Origin of the sequence: Streptomyces nitrosporeus (assembly GCF_008704555.1) — a bacterium.
GTDB lineage: Bacteria > Actinomycetota > Actinomycetes > Streptomycetales > Streptomycetaceae > Streptomyces > Streptomyces nitrosporeus.
In genome coordinates this window covers 161718-181698 of the sequence record NZ_CP023702.1, presented here as the reverse complement: position 1 = coordinate 181698, position 19981 = coordinate 161718, and the positions used below count along the sequence as shown (strand labels likewise).

Annotated in this window: 18 protein-coding genes; 9 read left to right on the top strand and 9 right to left on the bottom strand. The window is 73.0% G+C overall.

Annotated elements, in window-relative coordinates:
• Positions 1-5: 5 nt before the first annotated feature.
• Positions 6-1334, top strand: a complete 1329-nt coding sequence (locus tag CP967_RS00835) for a transglycosylase family protein (protein ID WP_150486058.1) — start codon at positions 6-8, stop codon at positions 1332-1334.
• On the opposite strand, the gene CP967_RS00830 is transcribed toward CP967_RS00835, so the two are convergent.
• The 6 genes from CP967_RS00830 to CP967_RS00805 all read right to left on the bottom strand — a co-directional run bounded on the left by CP967_RS00830 (position 1304) and on the right by CP967_RS00805 (position 7487).
• Positions 1304-2401, bottom strand: coding sequence for a DMT family transporter (locus CP967_RS00830; RefSeq protein WP_190175125.1), 1098 nt, complete (start codon positions 2399-2401; stop codon positions 1304-1306). The genes CP967_RS00835 and CP967_RS00830 overlap by 31 nt on opposite strands.
• A 147-nt stretch (positions 2402-2548) precedes the next feature.
• The gene (locus CP967_RS00825) at positions 2549-3004 is read right to left on the bottom strand and encodes an ATP-binding protein (RefSeq protein WP_150486057.1); all 456 of its coding nucleotides are present in this window, start codon (positions 3002-3004) and stop codon (positions 2549-2551) included.
• A gap of 136 nt (positions 3005-3140) precedes the next feature.
• Positions 3141-3581 carry a response regulator gene (locus CP967_RS00820; RefSeq protein ID WP_150486056.1) on the bottom strand — a complete coding sequence of 147 codons (441 nt, stop codon included), beginning with the start codon at positions 3579-3581 and terminating at the stop codon, positions 3141-3143.
• Positions 3578-5209: a sensor histidine kinase gene (locus CP967_RS00815; RefSeq protein WP_150486055.1), complete on the bottom strand. Its 1632-nt coding sequence runs from the start codon at positions 5207-5209 to the stop codon at positions 3578-3580. The genes CP967_RS00820 and CP967_RS00815 overlap by 4 nt, the downstream gene beginning before the upstream one ends.
• Complete coding sequence (locus CP967_RS00810) at positions 5206-6465, bottom strand: PP2C family protein-serine/threonine phosphatase (RefSeq protein ID WP_150486054.1); 1260 nt, start codon at positions 6463-6465, stop codon at positions 5206-5208. Before CP967_RS00810 ends, CP967_RS00815 begins: the two co-directional genes overlap by 4 nt.
• 125 nt (positions 6466-6590) lie before the next feature.
• Positions 6591-7487 carry an RNA polymerase sigma factor SigF gene (locus CP967_RS00805; protein WP_150486053.1) on the bottom strand — a complete coding sequence of 299 codons (897 nt, stop codon included), beginning with the start codon at positions 7485-7487 and terminating at the stop codon, positions 6591-6593.
• Positions 7488-7775: 288 nt separating this feature from the next.
• Here CP967_RS00805 and CP967_RS00800 point away from each other — a divergent pair, with 288 nt between their 5' ends.
• Positions 7776-9266: an SDR family NAD(P)-dependent oxidoreductase gene (locus CP967_RS00800; protein WP_150486052.1), complete on the top strand. Its 1491-nt coding sequence runs from the start codon at positions 7776-7778 to the stop codon at positions 9264-9266.
• Between the two features lie 424 nt (positions 9267-9690).
• Positions 9691-9864, top strand: coding sequence for a hypothetical protein (locus CP967_RS33810; protein WP_167535281.1), 174 nt, complete (start codon positions 9691-9693; stop codon positions 9862-9864).
• A gap of 58 nt (positions 9865-9922) precedes the next feature.
• Here CP967_RS33810 and CP967_RS00795 read toward each other — a convergent pair whose 3' ends face one another.
• Genes CP967_RS00795 through CP967_RS00785 form a run of 3 tightly spaced genes read right to left on the bottom strand, consistent with a single transcriptional unit; the run spans position 9923 to position 12759 of the window.
• Entirely contained in the window at positions 9923-11359 is a 1437-nt protein-coding gene (locus tag CP967_RS00795; RefSeq protein ID WP_150486051.1) for a lipase maturation factor family protein, read from the bottom strand.
• A gap of 21 nt (positions 11360-11380) precedes the next feature.
• On the bottom strand, positions 11381-11890 hold the full coding sequence (locus tag CP967_RS00790) for a DUF1990 family protein (RefSeq protein ID WP_150486050.1): 510 nt from the start codon (positions 11888-11890) through the stop codon (positions 11381-11383).
• Positions 11887-12759, bottom strand: a complete 873-nt coding sequence (locus CP967_RS00785) for a YndJ family protein (RefSeq protein WP_150491622.1) — start codon at positions 12757-12759, stop codon at positions 11887-11889. Before CP967_RS00785 ends, CP967_RS00790 begins: the two co-directional genes overlap by 4 nt.
• Before the next feature lie 134 nt (positions 12760-12893).
• On the opposite strand from CP967_RS00785, the gene CP967_RS00780 reads away from it, so the two are divergent.
• The 6 genes from CP967_RS00780 (at position 12894) to CP967_RS00755 (ending at position 19968) form a co-directional block, all read left to right on the top strand.
• Complete coding sequence (locus tag CP967_RS00780) at positions 12894-14960, top strand: SpoIIE family protein phosphatase (protein WP_150486049.1); 2067 nt, start codon at positions 12894-12896, stop codon at positions 14958-14960.
• 372 nt (positions 14961-15332) lie between these two features.
• Positions 15333-16322, top strand: a complete 990-nt coding sequence (locus CP967_RS00775) for an aldo/keto reductase (protein WP_150486048.1) — start codon at positions 15333-15335, stop codon at positions 16320-16322.
• Complete coding sequence (locus CP967_RS00770; RefSeq protein ID WP_150486047.1) at positions 16319-17206, top strand: amidohydrolase family protein; 888 nt, start codon at positions 16319-16321, stop codon at positions 17204-17206. Before CP967_RS00775 ends, CP967_RS00770 begins: the two co-directional genes overlap by 4 nt.
• A 104-nt stretch (positions 17207-17310) precedes the next feature.
• The gene (locus tag CP967_RS00765) at positions 17311-18063 is read left to right on the top strand and encodes a LytR/AlgR family response regulator transcription factor (protein ID WP_150486046.1); all 753 of its coding nucleotides are present in this window, start codon (positions 17311-17313) and stop codon (positions 18061-18063) included.
• 55 nt (positions 18064-18118) lie between these two features.
• The gene (locus CP967_RS00760) at positions 18119-18481 is read left to right on the top strand and encodes a hypothetical protein (protein WP_150486045.1); all 363 of its coding nucleotides are present in this window, start codon (positions 18119-18121) and stop codon (positions 18479-18481) included.
• 23 nt (positions 18482-18504) lie between these two features.
• A complete protein-coding gene (locus tag CP967_RS00755; RefSeq protein WP_150491621.1) occupies positions 18505-19968 on the top strand; it encodes a sodium/solute symporter in 1464 nt (487 codons plus the stop codon).
• Positions 19969-19981: the final 13 nt, after the last annotated feature.

Here is a 19981-nt window from a genome sequence, read left to right as displayed (position 1 = left end):
GAGTCATGGCCGCGAACGGACGGCACCGCAGATATCAGCCGAGCCGGATCAACCGTGCTTCGTTAACGGTGACGGCGGGCGGCGCGGGCATCGCGCTCCCGCTGCTCACGGCGGCCTCGGCCACAGCCGCCACGACCGAGGTGTGGGAGAAGGTCGCCGCGTGCGAGTCGACGGGCGACTGGCACATCAACACCGGTAACGGTTACTACGGCGGCCTGCAGTTCTCCCGATCGACCTGGGACGCCTACGGCGGGACGGCCTATGCCGAGCGGGCCGACCTGGCGACCAGGGACCAGCAGATCGCCGTCGCCGAGAAGGTACTGGACGGGCAGGGGCCGGGCGCCTGGCCCACCTGCTCGGAACGGGCCGGGCTCACCCGGGGCGGCGGCGCGCCCGGCATCGCCCCGCAGACGCACCGCGGCGGGGACGGCGCGGTCACCGTCAGGACGGCGGCACCCGCCACCACCCCGAAAACGCCCCGGACCGCGGCAGCCGCCTCGCCGACCACCGTGCCCGGCGTCCGCGACTCCTACACGGTGTCGCCCGGTGACTCCCTCTCCGGCATAGCGGCGGACGAACGGGTCAAGGGCGGCTGGCAGAGCCTGTACGCGGCGAACCGCACCGTGGTCGGCTCCGACCCCGACCTCATCATGCCGGGGCAGCGCCTCAGCCTCGACGTCGCCCGTGCGGCCGGCGGCCGGGCCGCCCCGAAGGCGAAGACCGCCGAGAAGCCCGCCGGCAAGGCCGCCCCCGCGAAGACCGCCCCGAAGAAGAAGGCCGCACCGGAGCGGCAGGCCGCCGCGGCGGAACCCGCGCGGGCCGCCGAGGCCGCGAAACCCAGGGCGGAGAAGCCCGAGGCCGCGAAACCCGAGGCGCAGAAGCCCAAAGCCGAGAAGCCCAAGGCGGAGAAGCCCAAAGCCGAGAAGAAGAGCGCGGGGCTCACCGCGCCCGTGGCCGCCCGCACCGGAACCCCGTACCACCAGGCGGGATCATGGTCCAGCGGCTACCACACCGGTGTCGACTTCCCCGTTCCCACCGGCACCTCGGTGAAGGCCGTGGCCTCCGGCAAGGTCGTCTCGGCGGGCTGGGCGGGCGCGTACGGATACGAGATCGTCATCCGGCACGCCGACGGCAGGTACAGCCAGTACGCGCACCTCTCCTCGCTCCACGTACGCGAGGGCCAGCAGGTCGGGGGCGGACAGCGGATCGCCCGCTCGGGGTCCACCGGCAACAGCACCGGCCCGCACCTGCACTTCGAGATCCGCACCGGCCCCGGATACGGATCCGACATCGACCCGGTGGCCTACCTGAGGGCCGGGGGCGCCAAGGTCTGAACCCCGCACGGCCCGGGGCCGACGGGCCGGTGCACGCCGGCTTCCGTACGCTCCAGGGCCTGCCCCGCCGTTCCGGCCGGGCAGGACGCCGCCGGGACGCCGCCCGACGCGTGGACCGTGCCCGGGGCGAGCGGCGGTACCGGCTCCGGCAGCCCCGGGCCGTGCGGCGTGCGCGCACCGGGCACCACGGGACCGGGAACGGCCGCCCCCTCGCCCCCCGCCCCGCCCCGGCCGTCCTCCGGCCCCTTCGGCCGCCGTGCGGTCAGCAGCACCAGCCCCGTCGCGGCCAGCGCGCCGCAGACCGGCGCCAGCACGGCACCGGCCGTGCCGTGGCGGAACTGCTCACCGAAGAAGCTGATGCCCACCGCCGCGGCGACCACCGGATTGACGACCGTGACGATCGCCAGCGGCGCGGTCAGCCCGGCCCCCCGGTACGCCGCCTGCGAGAGCAGCAGGCCCGCCGAGGCGAGCACCCCGATGACGGCGAGCGTCGGCAGGCCCGAACCCACCGCCCCCGACGTCCAGTCCACCGCCACGGTCTTGGTGAAGACCGAGGCCATGCCGAACGCCACCCCGGCACCCGCCGCCAGCACCACGCCGCGCGGGACCCCCGGCCGCAACCCCTTCGCGAGCAGGAACAGCGCCGCCACCGCCACCGCCGAACCGGCCGCCAGCGCCGACCGGTCCGGCCCGGACAGCGAGTGCGAGCCCGCACGGCCGGTGAGGGCCAGCAGCCCGGCCAGCCCGGCCGTCGCCATCAGAGCACCGCGCCAGGCGGCACGCCCCGTACCGCGCCCGGCGAACAGGGCCGCCATCGGCAGCGCGAACACGATCGTCAGCGCACCGAGCGGCTGCACGAGGCTCAGCGGCCCGTACGCGAGTGCCGCCACATGCAGCACCGCGCCCGCCCCGTTGAGCGTCACGGCCACCCACCACGCGCCGTCACGCAGCAGCGCGCGGACGCTCGGTGCGCCGGCCGCCGCCACCCGCTCCTGGACGACCGCCCCGGCCGCGTAGGCGACCGCGGAGACCAGCGACAACAGCACGGACCACGCGAGGGAGCTCATGTACACCACGATGTCCCGTCGAAGCCCCGGCGTCGTCGTCCTTGAGGCGGCGATCGCACGTACTGCCCCGGTAGTACGTCCGTCGTGCCGGAGTCGTCCTCCGGTCCGTGGCACGCCCTTCCCCGGCCGCCCCGGGCGAGGAACCGTTCAGCTGCTGAGCTCGAACTCGGCCCGGATGCGCTTGCCGACCGGCACCCGCTCGGCCGTCACCCGGTCGCAGAGGGCCACCACGATCTCCATGCCGTGACCGCCCAGCCGCGCCGGGTCGGGGGAGTAGAGCACCGGGAGCGCCGTGCTGCTGTCGTAGACCGTCACACTGATCCGCTGGGCGTTGCCCTCCAGCTCCAGCATGTACGGGCCGTGGCTGTACCGGTCCGCGTTGGTGATGAGCTCGCTCACCGCCAGCATCAGATCGCTGCGCGTGTGTTCCCCCAGCACCGCGAGCCACTCGGCCACGAGCCGGCTCAGGAAGCGGTCGGCCAGTGCGCGGGCCTGCGCGATACACCCCTGCTCACCGTCGAACACCTCGGCCGTGAGCAGGACGTCCGTGGTCGGAGCACCCGGCGCCGCGCTGTCCGGTCGTGAGGTGACCTGTTCGTTCATGTGCTCCAGCCAAGGCGCCGCAGGGTGAGGTCCGGACCTGTCCCGTCGGTTCCGGACCTCTTTCTCGACCTTCGTCTACCCGCACCGGGAGATCCCATTCCAGGGATCACTCAGATCTTACGCACGGCAGATTTTACTAACGGCCCGGGAGCCGGACCACGCTGACGAAGAAGTCGTCGATCTGCCGGACCGCGCCGATGAACTGCTCCAGGTCCACGGGCTTGGTGACGTACGCGTTGGCGTGGAGCTTGTAGCTGCGCAGGATGTCCTCCTCGGCCGAGGACGTGGTGAGGACCACGACCGGGATGAGCGCCAGGTCCGGATCGGTCTTGATCTTCTCCAGCACCTGCCTGCCGTCGTACTTCGGCAGGTTCAGGTCCAGCAGCACCAGATCCGGCCGGGGCGCGTCGGGGTGGTCACCCTGCCGGTAGAGGAAGTCCAGCGCCTCCTGGCCGTCCCGGACGACATGGAGGGTGTTGCGGATCTTGTTGTCCTCGAACGCCTCGCGGGTCATCAGCTCGTCACCCGGGTCGTCCTCGACCAGCAGGACCTCGATGGGCTTGGCCGGTTCGTTCAAGGGGTGTCTCCCGGGTGGGGTGCGAGGGGGGCGGGTGCAAGCAGCTCCGCCGTGGTGAGTGTGGGGGCGTCAGGAAGGACGGGAAGGGTGAAGTGCAAGATCGTACCCTCCTCGGGCTCCGGTTCGAGCCAGATCCGGCCACCGTGGAACTCGATCACCTTACGGCAGAGCGACAGGCCGATCCCGGTGCCCTCGTACTCGTCGCGGGCGTGCAGACGCTGGAAGATGACGAAGACCTTGTCCGAGAACTCGGGCGCGATGCCGATCCCGTTGTCGGCGACCGTCAGATGCCAGTCCTCGCCCTCCCGGACGCAGCCCACCGTGATCCGGCACGGGACGTCGGGGCGGCGGAACTTGACCGCGTTGCCGATGAGGTTCTGCCAGACCATCGTCAACGCCGTCGAGTCGCCGAGGAGTTCGGGCAGCGGGTCCTCGCGCACGATCGTGGCACCCGACTCCTCCACCGCCACCGTGAGGTTGTTCAGCGCCCGGTCCAGGGCCCGGCCGAGGTCCACGGGCTTCCAGCCCTCGTGGACCCGCCCGACCCGGGAGAAGGTCAGCAGGTCGTTGATGAGCACCTGCATCCGCTTCGCCCCGTCGACCGCGAAGGCGATGTACTGCTTGCCCCGGTCGTCGAGTTCCTTGCCGTACCGCTTCTCCAGCAGCTGGCAGAACGAAGCGACCTTCCGCAACGGCTCCTGGAGGTCGTGCGAGGCCACGTACGCGAACTGCTCCAGCTCGGAGTTGGACCGGCGCAGTTCCGTGGTCTGCTCGGCCAGCAGTGTCTCCCGGCGCTGGGCCGCGTCCAGTTCCTCCGTCAGCCGGCGGCGCATGTCCTCCACCGCGGCCGCCACCGCCGTGACGTCGGCGGGCCCCCGGACGTCGATCCGCTCCTCCACCGCACCGGTCCGCACCCGGCGGGAGGCCGCGGCCAGCGCGTTCAGGGGCCGCCCCACCACCCGGTGGAGCAGCAGGCTGAGCATCACGACGGCCAGGACCGCGCCGGCCATCAGGGAGGCCAGCACCCGGTCGCGTGTCGCCCGGGCGTCGTCGAGTTCCGTGCGCGCCTGGTCACGTGCCGTGTCCAGGTGCTGCTGCAGCGAGGCGTTCAGCCGGCGCAGTCCGTCGAACTCCGTCTTGCTGCGCCGGACCGGCGCGGACGTCGCGCCCGCCGGGCCGTCCGCCCGCACCGACGCGATCAGCGGCTTCGCCTGCTCCTCGCGCCAGCGCTGCGTCGCCTGTTCGATCCGGTCGATGTCCGCGGTGAACGGCTGCTCGTTCCCGATCAGCGCGCGCACCTGCTTCAGCCTCAGCCGCTCGGCGGCCTTCCCCGCCTCGTACGGCTCCAGGAACGACCGGTCGCCGGTGAGCGCGAACCCGCGTACCCCGGTCTCCTGGTCGAGGAGGGAGGTCTGCAGCTGGTAGGAGGACGAGCGGGCGGGCTGGATGCGGTCCACCAGCTCGGTCGTCCGGTCGGACATCCGTGACAGGACGACTCCGCCGACGACGACACACCCGCAGACCACCAGCACGAAGCCGGCCAGGATCAGATGGACCCAGTTCTGCACCGACAGCCGTGACATGCGGCCGGTCCGTGCTGCCGGACCCCCGGCACCGGAGCCGCTCATATACCCGTCCTCCAGCCGAGCTGCAGTACCGCGACGTCGTCGGCCAGCCCTCCGTAGGGTGAGGCACTCTCGGTGGCCTCGGCGATCAGGGCGTCGATGAACGCCCGGGGCTCCAGGGAGCCGTGTCTTCGGGCCATCTCCAGCAGACCGTCCTCACCGAGCCGGGTCCGCGGTCCGGTGCGTCCCTCGAACAGGCCGTCCGTGAACAGGACCAGTTCGCTCTCCGGGCAGAGGTCCAGCTCCGTGAGCGTCCAGTGGCCCGCGCCCGGCAGCAGTCCCAGCGCCATGCCGGTGTCGGGCTCGACCCAGCTGACGTCCGTGCCCCGCCGCAGCAGCATCCCCGGATGTCCGGCCCGCGCGATCCGGACCCGGTCCCGCTCCGGCGGGAAGACCAGTGTGGTGACGGTGGCGAAGACATGGGGGTCCGACCGCTCGGCCACGAGTATCTCCTCCAGCAGCCGGATCTTCTGCAGCTGCGAGACCCCGGTCAGCACCGCGGTGCGCCAGGCCACCCGCAGGCAGACACCGAGGGCCGCCTCGGCCGCACCGTGCCCCGAGACGTCGCCGATCACCGCGTGCACCGCGCCGTCGGCGGTCTGCACGACGTCGTAGAAGTCACCGCTCAGCAGTCCGTGCGCCCGGCCCGCCTCGTAGCGCGCGGCGACGGCGAAACCGTCGTCGTGCAGCACCGGGATGGGGAGCAGGGCGCGCTCCAGGCGCGCGTTCTCCTGGGCGATCAGCCTGCTGGTCCGGATCGCGGAGGCGGCCCGTTCGGCGTTCTTGCGCTGGAGGGCGTACCGGATGGCCCGGCTCAGGACCTCGGGGTCGATCCGGCCCTTGATGAGGTAGTCCTGGGCGCCGTGCGCCACGGCGGACAGCCCCGTCTCCGTCTCGGCCAGCCCCGTCAGCACGACGACGGCCGCGTCCGGCGAGGACTGGACGAGCTGCCGGACCGCGTCGAGGCCGTTCACGTCCGGCAGGTGCAGGTCCAGCAGCACACACACCGGGGTGGGGCAGTCGCTCAGGAACCGCCGCGCCTCCGCCAGCGTCTTGCAGCGGGTGAGGGTGGAGTCCAGCTCGCTGTCCGCGAGCATCTCCTCGACGAGCAGGGCGTCGCCGGAGTCGTCCTCCACCAGGAGGATCGCCGCATCGAGGTCCCACACAGAGGACCCGGCCGGGCCGGGACCCGTCTGCTGGGCGGGAATCCCGGTGGGCCCCAGCGGATGCGAAGGCGCGCCCGTCGGCAGCTCGACCACGTCTGAATTCCCCTTCGGCGGACGGACGGCACGGGGGACGCCCCGCACCGTTTCGCCTGGAAGCATATGTGACCGGTGCCCGGCTCATTTGCCGGGCACCGGTCACGGAGTACCGGAACGCCGTGTCAGCCCTCCACGCACATCCCCGTGCGCAGCCGCTTCACGATCCTGCTGAGCAGGCGCGACACATGCATCTGGGACACGCCCAGTTCCGCGCCGATCTGCGCCTGTGTCATCTCCTGGCCGAACCGCATCCGGACGATCGCCCGCTCCCGCTCGTCCAGCTGGCGCAGCAGCGGCGCCAGGTCGTGGAGGTTCTCGACGCTCTCCATGCCGGGGTCCTCGTCACCCAGCAGGTCCGCGTACGTCCGCTGCTCGCCGCCCGACTCGCTGTCGGCGCTCGGGGTGTCCAGCGATCCCGCCGAGTACCCGTTGGCGGCGACCAGCCCCTCGATGATCTCCTCCTCGGAACGGTCCAGGTGCCGGGCCAGTTCCGCCACCGTCGGGTCACGGTCGAGCCGCGCGGACAGGGCTTCCTTGGCCTTCGCGAGCTCCACCCGCAGCTCCTGGAGCCGGCGCGGTACGTGCACCGACCAGGTGGTGTCGCGGAAGAACCGCTTGATCTCGCCCACGATGTAGGGGACCGCGAACGTGGCGAACTCGACCTCGCGGGACAGTTCGAACCGGTCGATCGCCTTGATCAGGCCGATCGTCCCCACCTGGATGATGTCCTCGGCGTCGTCGCCGCCCCGGTTGCGGAAACGCGACGCGGCGTAACGCACCAGGGAGAGATTCATCTCGATCAGCGTGTTGCGCGCGTACTGGTACTCGTGCGTGCCCTCTTCGAGGACCTGGAGCCGTTCGAAGAACAGCTTCGACATCGCCCGGGCGTCCTGCGGGGCGACCTGGCCGGCGTCCTCGATCCATGGCAGCGCGGCCCCGTCGGTGACGGCTCCCGCGTCCTCGCGCTGCGAGGACGCCGTGTCGATCGCTCCGGTGGTCCGTACTGACATGGCCGTCATGGTGCACCCTCCCTGAAGATCCGGTGTTTCGAGCACCGTCTTCCCCGCTTCCCGGAACTCATGCCACCGGATCGCGGATTCTTCTCACACCGTACGCGCCCCGCCGTCCCGGACGGCACCCGCCGCCCGAACGGGGCCGCCCGCACCGCCGGACCGGACAGCGTTCGAACCATGGCAGACTTGACCGGGGCTTCCGCCCGCGCGCGCCTGCCCTCGCCGGCCCCGGCCGGACCCCTCCCCACCCGAAGCCCGGCAGCGGCATGAGTGACGAGTGACAGAGGAACGGCGATGACGGTGACCAAGGACAGCCCGGAGTTCGCTCCCGGGACCGACGAGCTCGGTCCCGGCATCGACCCCGAGCGGCTGGCCGTCTGTCTGGGCGTGCTCGCGGAGCTCGACACCATCGAGGTCGACCACCCCGACGCCATCGCCGTCCGCCGGGCCACCGCCGGCATCTACCGCACGGTCAAGCAGCGCCGCCGCCAGGAGCGCCGCGCCGCCAAGACCGCCCACGACAAGGCCGTCACCGAGGCCACCGCGACGGGCTCGGCCGACCGCATCGACGACGAGACCCAGGGTGTACTGCCCTCCTCCTCGGCGACCGCCGAGATCGCGGGCATACTCCAGCGCCCCAGGTCCTGCTACATCTGCAAGACCCGGTACGTCGAGGTGGACGCCTTCTACCACCAGCTCTGCCAGGCGTGCGCCCGGGAGAACCGCTCCCGGCGCGACGCCCGCACCGACCTCACCGGCCGCCGGGCGCTCCTCACCGGGGGCCGGGCCAAGATCGGCATGTACATCGCGCTGCGACTGCTGCGCGACGGCGCGCACACCACCGTCACCACCCGCTTTCCCAACGACGCGATCCGCCGCTTCAAGGCGATGCCCGACAGCGACGAGTGGATCCACCGGCTGAAGATCGTCGGCATCGACCTGCGCGACCCCGCCCAGGTCGTGGCCCTGGCCGACTCCGTAGCCGCCGAGGGCCCGCTGGACATCCTGATCAACAACGCGGCCCAGACGGTCCGCCGCTCCCCGCAGGCGTACAGCGAGCTGGTGGCGGCCGAGTCCGCCCCGCTGCCGGCCGGCGTGCTGCCCGCGGCCGAGGTGATCGGCACCTTCAACAGCGGCACCGTCGACCGGGTCGCGGCCCTGCCCGCGGCCCGCAAGGAGGGCCAGGGCCTCTCGGCGCAGGACGTCACCGGCCTCGCCCTGGTCACCGGTTCGGCCTCGCCGGCCCGGATCGCCGCGGGCACCGCGATCGACGCGGGCGGTCTGGTGCCCGACCTGCACGACACCAACAGCTGGATCCAGACCGTCGAGGAGGTCGAGCCGATCGAGCTGCTGGAGGTCCAGCTCTGCAACTCCACCGCGCCCTTCATCCTGATCAGCCGGCTCCGCCCGGCGATGGCCGCCACGGCCACGAAGCGCGCCTACGTGGTGAACGTCTCCGCGATGGAGGGCGTCTTCGGCCGCGGTTACAAGGGTGCGGGCCACCCGCACACCAACATGGCCAAGGCGGCGCTGAACATGCTCACGCGCACCAGCGCCCAGGAGATGTTCGAGAAGGACCGCATCCTGATGACCGCCGTCGACACCGGCTGGATCACCGACGAGCGCCCGCACCCCGACAAGATGCGCCTGGCCGAGGAGGGTTTCCACGCCCCCCTCGACCTGGTCGACGGTGCCGCCCGCGTCTACGACCCGATCGTCCGCGGCGAGGCGGGCGAGGAACTGTACGGCTGCTTCCTGAAGGACTACGCCCCCGCGGGCTGGTGACCGGCGGGGCCGCCCCGCCCCCTGCGACGGCATCCGGCCACCCCGGCCCACGGGGACGACGGCGCACCCGGAACCCCCGGGTGCGCCGTCCGTCGTCCGCCGCCCTCCCACCAGCCCCTTCAGGCGCGGCGCCCCCGCGGGAACCGCACCGGTCCTGGCTGAAAGTGACCCAGGCCATACGTTCTGTCGAGCGGGCCGGCGCTCATCTGGTTACTCTGAAGGGGACGGACGCCACCGAGGGACCCACGAAACTTCCTCGGCCGTCCCGGGGCAGGCCTCAAGCAGGCCCGTCCCGCCCCCGTAACGGCGCCACCGCGACCGAACTGCTTCTGACCCTTCCCTGCGCGGGAGAGGGCGGTCGCCCCGGTTCCCGCAGCCGTAGCGCCGCCACCGCCCGGGGTTACGCGACACTAAGGAGTCCGCGGTGACACCTGAAATGACCAAGAGTGAGCAGAGCCCGCCCGAGCTCGTCCAGGAGCGGGTCCGCCGGCCCGAGAAGCTCCGGAACATCGAGGTCTGGGCGAGGTCGGCACCGATCCGGCTGGCCGGCTACGAGGACGACCTGGCCGAGCCCCATATCCTGCCCGGCGTCGACTGACCGCCGCACCCGCGTCGCACGGACCGGGCCCCCGCCTCCGCGGGGGCCCGGTCCTCGTTCACGGGCGGTCCGGCGGACGCGGCGGCACGGGGCGCGCCATCGGCCGCATGAAGTCGCGGACGTACGTCCGGCGCCACCAGTGCCCGGTGGCCCGGAGCTCCCGCGGGCCGGTGAACTCGTAGTGGAAGACCCGGGCGCGGACGTGGGCCGGAGGTCCGTCGGGGAACGGGTTGTGGCACAGGAGCCGCAGGGTGTCGCGGTCGTTGCGCAGCAGCCGTTCGGCGAACGGCCTGAACCAGGGGCGGGCGTACGCGGGGGAGAGCGCCGCGAACCACATCATCCAGTCGAGCCGCAGGTGGTAGGGCGCGAACTGCCGCGGCAGCCTGTCCGGGTCGCCGGGTTTGCCCCGGAACCCGTAGGCGCGCCACCGGGTCCCCTCGTGGATCACCGTCTCGTCCGTGCCCTCCACCACCACCTCCAGGCGCATCCGGCTGATGCTTCCGAACGCGCCGTAGGTGTTGACCAGGTGCAGCGGGTCGAAGGACCTGTTCATCACCTGCCGGCGGGTGAGGAGGTTGCGTGCCGGACGGTAACTGAGCGCCAGGACGAGCACGCCGGCCGCCAGGACGACCGCTTCGTACCAGAGGGGCGGATCCGTCTGCGCGGGCGGCGGTCCGGCGAGCGGGGACCAGTCGACCGCGGCGAGCGCGATGACGATCGTCAGCCAGTTCAGCCAGGCGAAGTTGCCCGACAGCACCAGCCACAGCTGGGTGAGGACCATCAGGCCGGCGGCCGCGCTCGCGACCGGCTGCGGGGTGAACAACAGGAACGGCACGACGAGTTGGGTGAGGTGGTTGGCGGCCGCCTCCGCCCGGTGCACCGGCTTCGGGAGCCGGTGGAAGAACCAGCTGAGCGGGCCCGGCATCGGCTGGGTCTCGTGGTGGAATTCGAGGCAGGTCAGCTTGCGCCAGCACTCGTCGCCCCGCACCTTGATCAGTCCGGCCCCGAACTCCAGCCGGAACAGCAGCCAGCGCAGCAGCCACAGCACCAGCACGGGGGCGGACGTGTCCGCGTTGCCGAGGAAGACCGCCAGGAAACCGGTCTCCAGCAGCAGCGACTCCCAGCCGAAGCCGTACCAGATCTGGCCTACCTGGACGATCGACAGGTACAGCACCCATGGCGCCGCCCACAGCAGCATCGCCGCCCAGAGCGGCAGACACCCGTCCAGGCCCGCGAGCAGGGCGAGCGAGAGGGCGACGCCCGTCCAGGCGACCGCCGCGAAGAAGCGGTCGGAGTAGTGCAGCCGGAACAGCCCGGGGGCCGTGCGCCAGGAGGTGCGGCGCAGCAGTCCGGGCACCGGGAGGATGCCTCGCGCGCCGATCAGCGCCCGGAACTGGAGCGCCGCGGAGAGGAAGGCGACCAGGTAGACGGCGGCGAGACCGCGCTGGAAGACCAGCCTGCTGAGCCAGTAGCCGTCTGCGGTGAACCACTCCATCGCCTCCAGTATCGGCCCGGATCAGCCGCCGGACACCTCGCGGCGCAGCGTGTCGCCCAGCCGGCGCGCGTACCACCGCTGGAGTACCGGTACGAGGGGGCCGGCGAGCCGGGCGTACCAGGAGGCAGGCCGGGAGAACGCCGTGACGGTGAACCACACGGTGCCGTCCTCGGCGAGTTCCACCACGAAGCTCTCCTCGCCCCGCTCGGGGTGCCGCCGGGTGGTGCCGTAGGCGAAGCCGGTGCGGGCGTCGTCGTACACGGTCCACACGACCTCGCACCGGGCGGTGACGCGGAAGGGGCCGGCGCCGAGCGACACCGCCACGGCGGCGCCGGTGTCCGCGCGGGCCGCGGACGACCGCACCCGGACGCCGGAGGCCCGGTGCACGCGCCACTCGGTGACGGCGGCCCCGGCCGCCTCGAAGCCGGCCCGGCCCCGGCCCACGGCGGCCCGGTGGTGCAGATGGTGGTAGCCGGCCGGCAGCGGTCCCTGCCGGGTGGCTCCGACCTCGGGGTACGTCAGAGCGGTCATACGGTCCTGCCTTTCGAAGAGGCGGCGCCCCGGAGGCGGTGCAGGGCGGCCAGTGAACAGAGGGCGAAGCCCAGGGCGTTGCCCACACCGTGGGTGGCGGCCATCCACGCCAGGCTCGGACGGGGCAGCCCGGTGGCTTCCCCGAGCGCCCAGCTCAGCGCCAGCAGCATGGTCGCCACGAGGACGGCGGCCGAGGTGGTGAGCAGGATGCGGGTGGTGCGGTCCGGGCCCGTGCGGCGGGCGGTGCGCCGGCTGAGCAGGGCGACCGCCCACATGCCGGCGGTCAGCACGAGGGCGCCGCCCAGTTCGGCGAGGTCGCCGACGAAGTATCCGGCCAGGACCAGCACGGTGCCCAGCGGCACGCTCAGCGCGGCGAACCGGCCCAGGGCCCTGTCCGCAGGCATCCCCGCGGCCGTACCGGCGCGCCCCTCGGCCGCACCGCAGACCAGCCCCGCGACCAGCGCCGCGGCGAAACCGGCGAAGTGGAAGTGCGGCACGGTGAGGGCCAGGATGCCGGGCCCGAAGCCGAACAGCTCGTGCCCCGAACGCTCGGCGACCAGCGCGAGGGCCGCGACCGACGGGGCCGCCAGGGCGGTGAGCAGCGCGGCCTCGGCGGGGCGCATGCTGCGGGTACGGCCCACGCGGCGCGCCGCGTGGGCGGCCAGGACCAGTGTGCCCAGCGCGTAGCAGAGGGCCGGCACGGCTGCCGCGGTGCCGCGCGGCAGCCAGAGGGACACGGCCCCCGGCACGGCGAAGACGGGCCACAGCCGCGCCGTCCGGTCGAGCGCCGGGTCCCCGACGAGCCGCAGCCCCGCGGGTACGACCACGAGCATCCCCAGCGCCACCACGGCACCGACCAGTACGGACAACGAGGCCACCCCCGGCTCCCAGGTTTTCTGAACGCGTTCATTTTCTCTCGGGCTGAGCTTAGAGGTATTTCTGAACGCGTTCAAGCGGTTCGATTCAGTCGAAAACACGGACAAAAGATGGCAGAGTGTGCCGCATGGATGATCGGGTAGCGGGTGCCCTGTCACTCCCGGACGACTGGCCCGCCCACCCGGATCTCAGCCTCGCCCTGAACCGAATGGGCTGCTTCGACTGGGATCTGGCCAGTGGACTCATGCACATGGACGCGCCCGCCCTCGACGTGTTCGACCTCGGTGCCGAGGAGTGGGACAACCGCCCCGCCTCCCTGGCGGTCCGGGTCCCCGCCGAGGAGGGGGCGCGGCTCGACGCGATGCTCAGGCAGGCCCTCGAGGACGGACGCGACACCTACGGCGCCTACTTCCGCCGGCTGCGGCGGGACGGCACGGCGCGCTGGACCCACACCCAGGGGTTCATCCGCCGCGACGGCGACGGCAGGCCCCGGCGGGTCATCGGCATCGTCCGCGACGCCGACCAGGAGCTGGCCGACTCCGCGGCCCGGATGGCGGTCGCCGAGGAGCGGCGGCGCCGGACCAGCCTGGTGCAGGGGGCGACCGTCGCGCTGGCCCACGCCCGGACCGTCCAGGACGTCACCGACGTCCTCAGGCACTCCAGGAGCATCTCGCTCCTCGGCGCCACCAGCCTGGTCATGGGGCTCCTGGAGAACGGGCGCATCCATCTGGTGGCCGACGGGCCGGAGGGGGCCTACGTGGCCGGCACCCGCTACACGCGGGTGGACGAGGCATACCCGATGAGCGAGGTGATCCGCACCCTCACCCCCCGCTTCATCGAGAGCGCCGAGGACTTCGCCGCCTCCTACCCCGCCCTGTGGCAGCGCATCGGCCACCTCGGCATCACCGCCGCCGCCTATCTGCCGCTCGTCGCCCAGGCCCGCCCCATCGGGGCCCTGGGCCTCCTGTACGGCGACAAGGCCGGCTTCACCGCCGACGAGCGGAACCTGCTGGTGGCACTCGGCAGCTCGATCGCCCAGAGCCTCCAGCGGGCGATGCTCTACGAGCAGGAGCACGACCTCGCCGAGGGGCTCCAGCAGGCGATGCTGCCCCGCCGGATCCCCGAGGTGCCCGGTGCCCGGGTCGCCGTCCGCTACCGGGCCGCACGGCTCGGCCGGGACATCGGCGGTGACTGGTACGACGTCATCCCGCTGCCCGGCGGCCGGGTCGGCGCCGTCATCGGCGACGTGCAGGGTCACGACACACACGCGGCGGCCGTGATGGGGCAGCTCCGCATCGTGCTGCGCGCCTACGCGGCCGAGGGGCACCCGCCCGCCACGGTCATGGCCCGCGCCTCCGTCTTCCTCCACGAGCTGGACACCGACCGCTTCGCCACCTGCTCCTACGCGGAGGTCGACACCACCACGGGGGTGGTGCAGCTCGTGCGGGCCGGCCATGTCGATCCGCTCGTCCGGGACACCGACGGCAACTGCCGGAAACTGCCCGCCGAGGGCGGGCTGCCGCTCGGGCTCTCCGCCGAGTTCGGACAGCTGGACTATCCGGTCAGCACCATCGACATCGACCCGGGCCAGACGATGATCCTCTTCACCGACGGGCTGGTCGAGCTGCCGGGCGCCGATTTCGACGAGGGCATGGAACTGCTGAAGTCCCTGGTGGGCAACGGGCCGCAGGACCTCCAGCGCCTGGCCGACCACCTCTGCGAGGTCGTCGACGAACGCGGGGGCCAGGACGACGTGGCCGTGCTGCTGCTGCGCCGCGACACCCCGCACGCCCCGCACTCCGGCGGCAGGCTCCAGCGGCACGTCGCCCAGAACGACCCCGGGGCACTCAGCTCGTGCCGCCGCGCGATCAGGTCGGCGGTCCGCATGTGGGGGGCCGGGGCGTGCGCGGACGAGGTCGAGCTGGCGGCCGACGAGCTGATCACCAACGCGCTGATGCACACCGACGGCGGGGCCATCGTCACGATCCGGGTGCTCACCGGACCGGAGCGGCGCCTGAGGGTCGACGTCGAGGACCGCTCCAGCGCTCTGCCGCGCCGCAGGGAGGCGGGGGAGTCGGGGGTGTCCGGCCGCGGGCTGATGCTGGTGGACCGGCTGGCCGACCTCTGGGGGGTGGAGGCCCGCGGCACGGGCAAATGCGTCTGGTGCGAGTTCCTCCTCCCCGCGGACCGGTAGGCACCCGGCGGCGCTCGCCCGTACGCACGTCCGCCACGGCGGGCGGCCTATCCGCGGGCGGCCTGTCCGCGAGCGGACGTGAGGAGCCGCTCGCCGTCGCCCTGCTCGCGTACGGCGGGCGGGCCCGGGCCGGCCCGGTGGCAGACGGTGAGGCGCCTCCCGGCCCCGGCCGGCCGGCGGCGGTACCGGCGGACGCACTCCGCGGCCTCCAGGCGCCGGCCCAGCCGGTCCCGGCCGCGGACCGGCCCGATAGGTCGGACAGATCGTTCCGGATTCCTGGCGGACAGGCCGGTGCAGGTGTTGACGTGCTCCAGTGATCCGATGAATATTCGCTGTGGGGACCAACAGCGATCATCGGCGGGGGCGGCACCAATGCGGCGGAACGGGCTCGGGGACAGCACGGTCGAGATCACCGAACTCGCCTTCGGGGCGGCGGCCATCGGCAACCTCTTCACCGAGGTGGACCCGGACCGGGCGGCGGCCACCGTCGACGCCGCGTGGGACGAAGGCGTCCGCTACTTCGACACCGCCCCGCACTACGGCCTGGGCCTCTCCGAACGCCGGCTCGGCGAGGCCCTGCGAGGCCGTCCCCGCGACACGTACACACTGTCCACCAAGGCGGGCCGGCTCCTCGAACCGCTGCCGCCCGGGGAGCGGGCCGCGACCGGCCCGTCCGAGGGCTTCGCCGTACCGCACACCCACCGCCGCCGCTGGGACTTCAGCGCCGACGGCGTCCGCCGGAGCATCGAGGACAGCCTCACCCGGCTCGGCCTGGACCGTGTGGACATCGTCTACCTGCACGACCCCGACAACCACGAGGAAGCCGCCTTCCGCGAGGGGTACCCGGCCCTGGAGGAGCTGCGCGCCGAAGGAGTGGTCGGCGCGATCGGCGTGGGGATGAACCAGACCGCCATGCTCACCCGCTTCCTGCGCGACACCGACGTCGACACCGTGCTGTGCGCGGGCCGCTTCACCCTGCTGGACCGCAGCGCCCTCACCACGCTGCTGCCCCAGGCCCGCAGCCGGGGCCGCTCCGTCGTCGTCGGCGGCGTCTTCAACTCCGGCCTGCTGGCCGACCCGCGGCCCGGCGCCACCTACGACTACCGGGCCGCCCCCGCCCGCCTCCTGGACCGGGCCCTGCGCATCGAGACCGTCTGCCGCCGCCACGGGGTACCGCTCCGCGCCGCGGCCCTGCACTACCCGCTGGGCCACCCGGCCGTCGCCGGCGTCCTCGTCGGCGCCCGCTCCCCCGAGGAGATACGCGACGCCGCCGCCCTGCTCCGTACGCCCGTCCCCGACGCGCTCTGGGAGGAGCTGCGCGCCGAACGGCTGCTGGGCGGCACCGGCGAGGAGACGGCATGAGCACCGGGACGGACACCGCGCTGCCGTACGTCGACGCCCACCACCATGTGTGGGACCTCTCCGTACGGGACCAGGAATGGATCACCGGCGAGGAACTGGCCCCGATCCGCCGCACCTTCACCCTCGGCGAACTGGAACCCGAGGCGCGGGCCGCCGGGGTGGGCGCCACCGTCCTCGTCCAGACCGTCACCGTCGCCGAGGAGACCCCCGAACTCCTCGCGCTCGCGGCCGGCGGCGGCCTGGTCGCCGGGGTCGTCGGCTGGAGCGACCTCACCGCCCCGGACGTCGCCGGCACCCTCGCCGCCCTCGCCGCCCTGCCCGGCGGCGACCGGCTCGCCGGCATCCGCCACCAGGTCCAGGACGAGCCGGACCCCGAGTGGCTGCTGCGCCCCGACGTGCTGCGCGGCCTCGCCGCCGTCGCCGACGCCGGGCTCGTCTACGACCTGGTCGTCCGCCCCCACCAGCTCCCCGCGGCCGCCCGCGCCGCACAGCTGCTGCCGGGACTCACCTTCGTGCTCGACCACGCCGGGAAACCGCCGGTCGCCACCGGCCGCACCCACCCCTGGGCCGACGGACTGCGGGCTCTCGCCGCCCTGCCCAACACCGTCTGCAAGCTCTCCGGCCTGGTCACCGAAGCCGGTCCCCCAAGCGCGTCACCCGCGGACCTGCGCCCCTACACGGACGTGGTCCTCGACGCGTTCGGACCCGGCCGGCTGATGTTCGGCTCCGACTGGCCGGTCTGCCGGCTCGCCGCACCGTACGCCGGTGTCCTCGATACCGCCCGCACGCTGACCTCCCACCTGGGCGAGGACGAGCGGCGGGCCGTGTTCGCCACCACCGCGCGACGCGTCTACCGGCTGGACGGACCGCCCGGGGCACCATGACGGGGCGGCGGCGCCGGGCCGCCGGCACGGCGACCGCACCCGCCCGCCGCACTTCCCGGAAACGGAGGGCAGCCATTCCCGGCGCCACCCCCTAAACTCCCGCCATGCTGCGCGTACTGGCCGTCGACGACGAAGAACCCGCCCTGGAGGAACTCCTCTACCTGCTGCGCGCCGATCCCCGGATCCGCAGCGCCGAGGGCGCCACCGGCGCCACCGAGGCACTGCGCCGCATCGGCGGCGCCGTCGACGCGGGCCCCGACGACCCCTCGGCCATCGACGTCGTCTTCCTGGACATCCACATGGCGGGCCTGACCGGACTCGACGTGGCCCAGCTCCTCGCCGGGTTCGCCGCACCCCCGCTCATCGTGTTCGTCACCGCCCACGAGGGATTCGCGGTGCACGCCTTCGACCTCAAGGCCGTCGACTACGTGCTCAAACCGGTCCGCCGCGAACGCCTGGCCGAAGCCGTCCGCCGGGTCGCCGAACAGGTCGGCGACCGCTCCGCGTCCGTCCACGACACCGCGGCCGACCAGATCGCGGTCGAACTCGGCGGCGTGATCCGCTTCGTCCCGGTCGAGGACATCGCCTACGCCGAGGCGCAGGGCGACTACGCCCGGCTGCACACCGCCGCAGGCAGCCACCTCGTACGGATCCCGCTCACCACCCTCGAGGAACGCTGGCGCCCCCGCGGCTTCGTACGCATCCACCGCCGCCACCTCGTCGCCCTGGGCCGCATCGACGAGCTCCGGCTCGACGCGGGCAGCATGAGCGTCCGCATCGCCGGCGCGGAACTCGCCGTGAGCCGCCGCCACAGCCGCGCGCTGCGCGACCTCCTGATGCGGCAGACCGGCCGCTGACCCGGTCCGGCCCCCTCACCGGCCGGGCCCGGCCGAGGCACTAGACTCCGGGCGCATGTCCCAGGAGAGCACGCCCCGGCGCGAGGTGGTCACGGGCGAGCCCCGGAGGGTCCGTCCGCTGCCCCGCTACCGCACCCAGTCGGAGATCGACGAGCAGACCGCGCTCGGCGCCGCCTACGTCCGGTCCCTGATGCGCAGTCAGCTCAGAGCGGGGCTCACCGTCTTCGCGGTGCTCGCGCTGGTCGCCGGAACCCTGCCGCTGCTCTTCGAGGCCCTGCACAGCAACGCCGTGGTCTGGGCGGTGCTCGGCTTCGCCACCTACCCGCCGCTCACCCTGGCCGCCTGGTGGTACGTACGCCGGGCCGAGCGCAACGAGCGCGACTTCGCCCGCCTCGTGGAAGGCCGCCCCGCACCGTGAGCATCACCGGCCACCCCGCGTCGATGGCGGCGGTCGCCCTCGTCGTCCTCGCCACCGTCCTCGTCGGCGGCTTCGGCCTGCGCATCTCCCGTACCACCTCCGACTTCTACGTGGCCTCGCGCACCGTCCGGCCCCGGCTCAACGCGGCGGCGATCAGCGGCGAGTACCTCTCCGCCGCCTCCTTCCTGGGCATCGCCGGCCTGGTCCTCGTGCACGGCCCCGACATGCTCTGGTACCCGGTCGGTTACACCGCCGGATACCTCGTCCTGCTGGTCTTCGTCGCCGCCCCGCTGCGCCGCTCGGGGGCGTACACCCTGCCCGACTTCGCCGAAGGGCGCCTGGAGTCCCGGCAGGTGCGCCGGCTCGTCAGCGTGTTCGTCGTCGGCGCGGGCTGGGTCTACCTCGTCCCGCAGCTCCAGGGCGCCGGCCTCACCCTGAAGATCCTCACCGGAGCCCCCGGATGGCTCGGGGACGTGCTGGTGGCCTCGGTGGTGGTGATCGCCGTCGCGGCGGGCGGCATGCGCTCCATCACCTTCGTCCAGGTCTTCCAGTACTGGCTGAAGCTCACCGCCCTCCTCGTCCCGATGGTCTTCCTGGTGCTGGCCTGGCGGGGGGACGGCGCCCCCCGGGTCAGCTTCGACGACCAGATATCCGCCTTCCGCGCCGACCACCCGCTCTACGCGACGTACGGCCTGATCGTCGCGACCTTCCTCGGCACCATGGGCCTGCCGCACGTCGTCGTGCGCTTCTACACCAGCCCCAACGGACGCGACGCCCGCCGCACCACCGTCGCCGTCCTCGCCCTGATCGGCCTGTTCTACCTCCTGCCCCCCCTCTACGGAGCGCTGGGCAGGCTCTACGCCCCCGAACTCATCCACGGCGGTGACGCCGACGCCGCCGTGCTGCTGCTGCCCGGCAGAGTGATCGGAGGGCTCGGCGGCGACCTGCTCGGCGCGCTGATCGCGGGCGGGGCGTTCGCCGCGTTCCTCTCGACCGCCTCCGGGCTCACCATGGCCGTCGCGGGAGTGATCACCCAGGACGTCCTGCCCTCGCGCGGCGTACGCCACTTCCGGCTGGCCACCGTCCTCGCCATCGCGGTACCCCTCGCCGGCTCCCTCCTGGTCAGCAGGGTGCCGGTGGCCGACGCCGTCGGCATGGCGTTCGCCGTCTCCGCCTCCTCCTTCTGCCCGCTCCTGGTGCTGGGCATCTGGTGGCGGCGGCTCACCCCGCCCGGCGCCATCGCGGGTCTGCTGCTCGGCGGCGGCTCGGCCCTGCTCTCCGTCGCGATCACCGTCAGCGGCGCGGTGCGCCCGCCCGGCTGGCCGCACGCCCTGCTCGCCTGGCCCGCCGTCTGGTCCGTACCGGTCGGCTTCCTGGCGATGGTCCTGGTCTCCCTCGCCACCCCCGGGCGCATCCCGCCCGGCACCAACGCCGCCATGTCCCGCTTCCACCTGCCGGAGACCCTGACCACGGGGAGAAAACGATGAACCACGGCCCCGG

What these genes read in the sequence shown, in the direction of transcription:
- CP967_RS00835 (WP_150486058.1), top strand. Translation starts at nt 6, where the DNA reads ATGGCCGCGAACGGACGGCACCGCAGATATCAGCCGAGCCGGATCAAC.
- CP967_RS00830 (WP_190175125.1), bottom strand. Translation starts at nt 2,401, where the DNA reads ATGAGCTCCCTCGCGTGGTCCGTGCTGTTGTCGCTGGTCTCCGCGGTC.
- CP967_RS00825 (WP_150486057.1), bottom strand. Translation starts at nt 3,004, where the DNA reads ATGAACGAACAGGTCACCTCACGACCGGACAGCGCGGCGCCGGGTGCT.
- CP967_RS00815 (WP_150486055.1), bottom strand. Translation starts at nt 5,209, where the DNA reads ATGAGCGGCTCCGGTGCCGGGGGTCCGGCAGCACGGACCGGCCGCATG.
- CP967_RS00805 (WP_150486053.1), bottom strand. Translation starts at nt 7,487, where the DNA reads ATGACGGCCATGTCAGTACGGACCACCGGAGCGATCGACACGGCGTCC.
- CP967_RS00800 (WP_150486052.1), top strand. Translation starts at nt 7,776, where the DNA reads ATGACGGTGACCAAGGACAGCCCGGAGTTCGCTCCCGGGACCGACGAG.
- CP967_RS00795 (WP_150486051.1), bottom strand. Translation starts at nt 11,359, where the DNA reads ATGGAGTGGTTCACCGCAGACGGCTACTGGCTCAGCAGGCTGGTCTTC.
- CP967_RS00790 (WP_150486050.1), bottom strand. Translation starts at nt 11,890, where the DNA reads ATGACCGCTCTGACGTACCCCGAGGTCGGAGCCACCCGGCAGGGACCG.
- CP967_RS00780 (WP_150486049.1), top strand. Translation starts at nt 12,894, where the DNA reads ATGGATGATCGGGTAGCGGGTGCCCTGTCACTCCCGGACGACTGGCCC.
- CP967_RS00775 (WP_150486048.1), top strand. Translation starts at nt 15,333, where the DNA reads ATGCGGCGGAACGGGCTCGGGGACAGCACGGTCGAGATCACCGAACTC.
- CP967_RS00770 (WP_150486047.1), top strand. Translation starts at nt 16,319, where the DNA reads ATGAGCACCGGGACGGACACCGCGCTGCCGTACGTCGACGCCCACCAC.
- CP967_RS00765 (WP_150486046.1), top strand. Translation starts at nt 17,311, where the DNA reads ATGCTGCGCGTACTGGCCGTCGACGACGAAGAACCCGCCCTGGAGGAA.
- CP967_RS00760 (WP_150486045.1), top strand. Translation starts at nt 18,119, where the DNA reads ATGTCCCAGGAGAGCACGCCCCGGCGCGAGGTGGTCACGGGCGAGCCC.
- CP967_RS00755 (WP_150491621.1), top strand. Translation starts at nt 18,505, where the DNA reads ATGGCGGCGGTCGCCCTCGTCGTCCTCGCCACCGTCCTCGTCGGCGGC.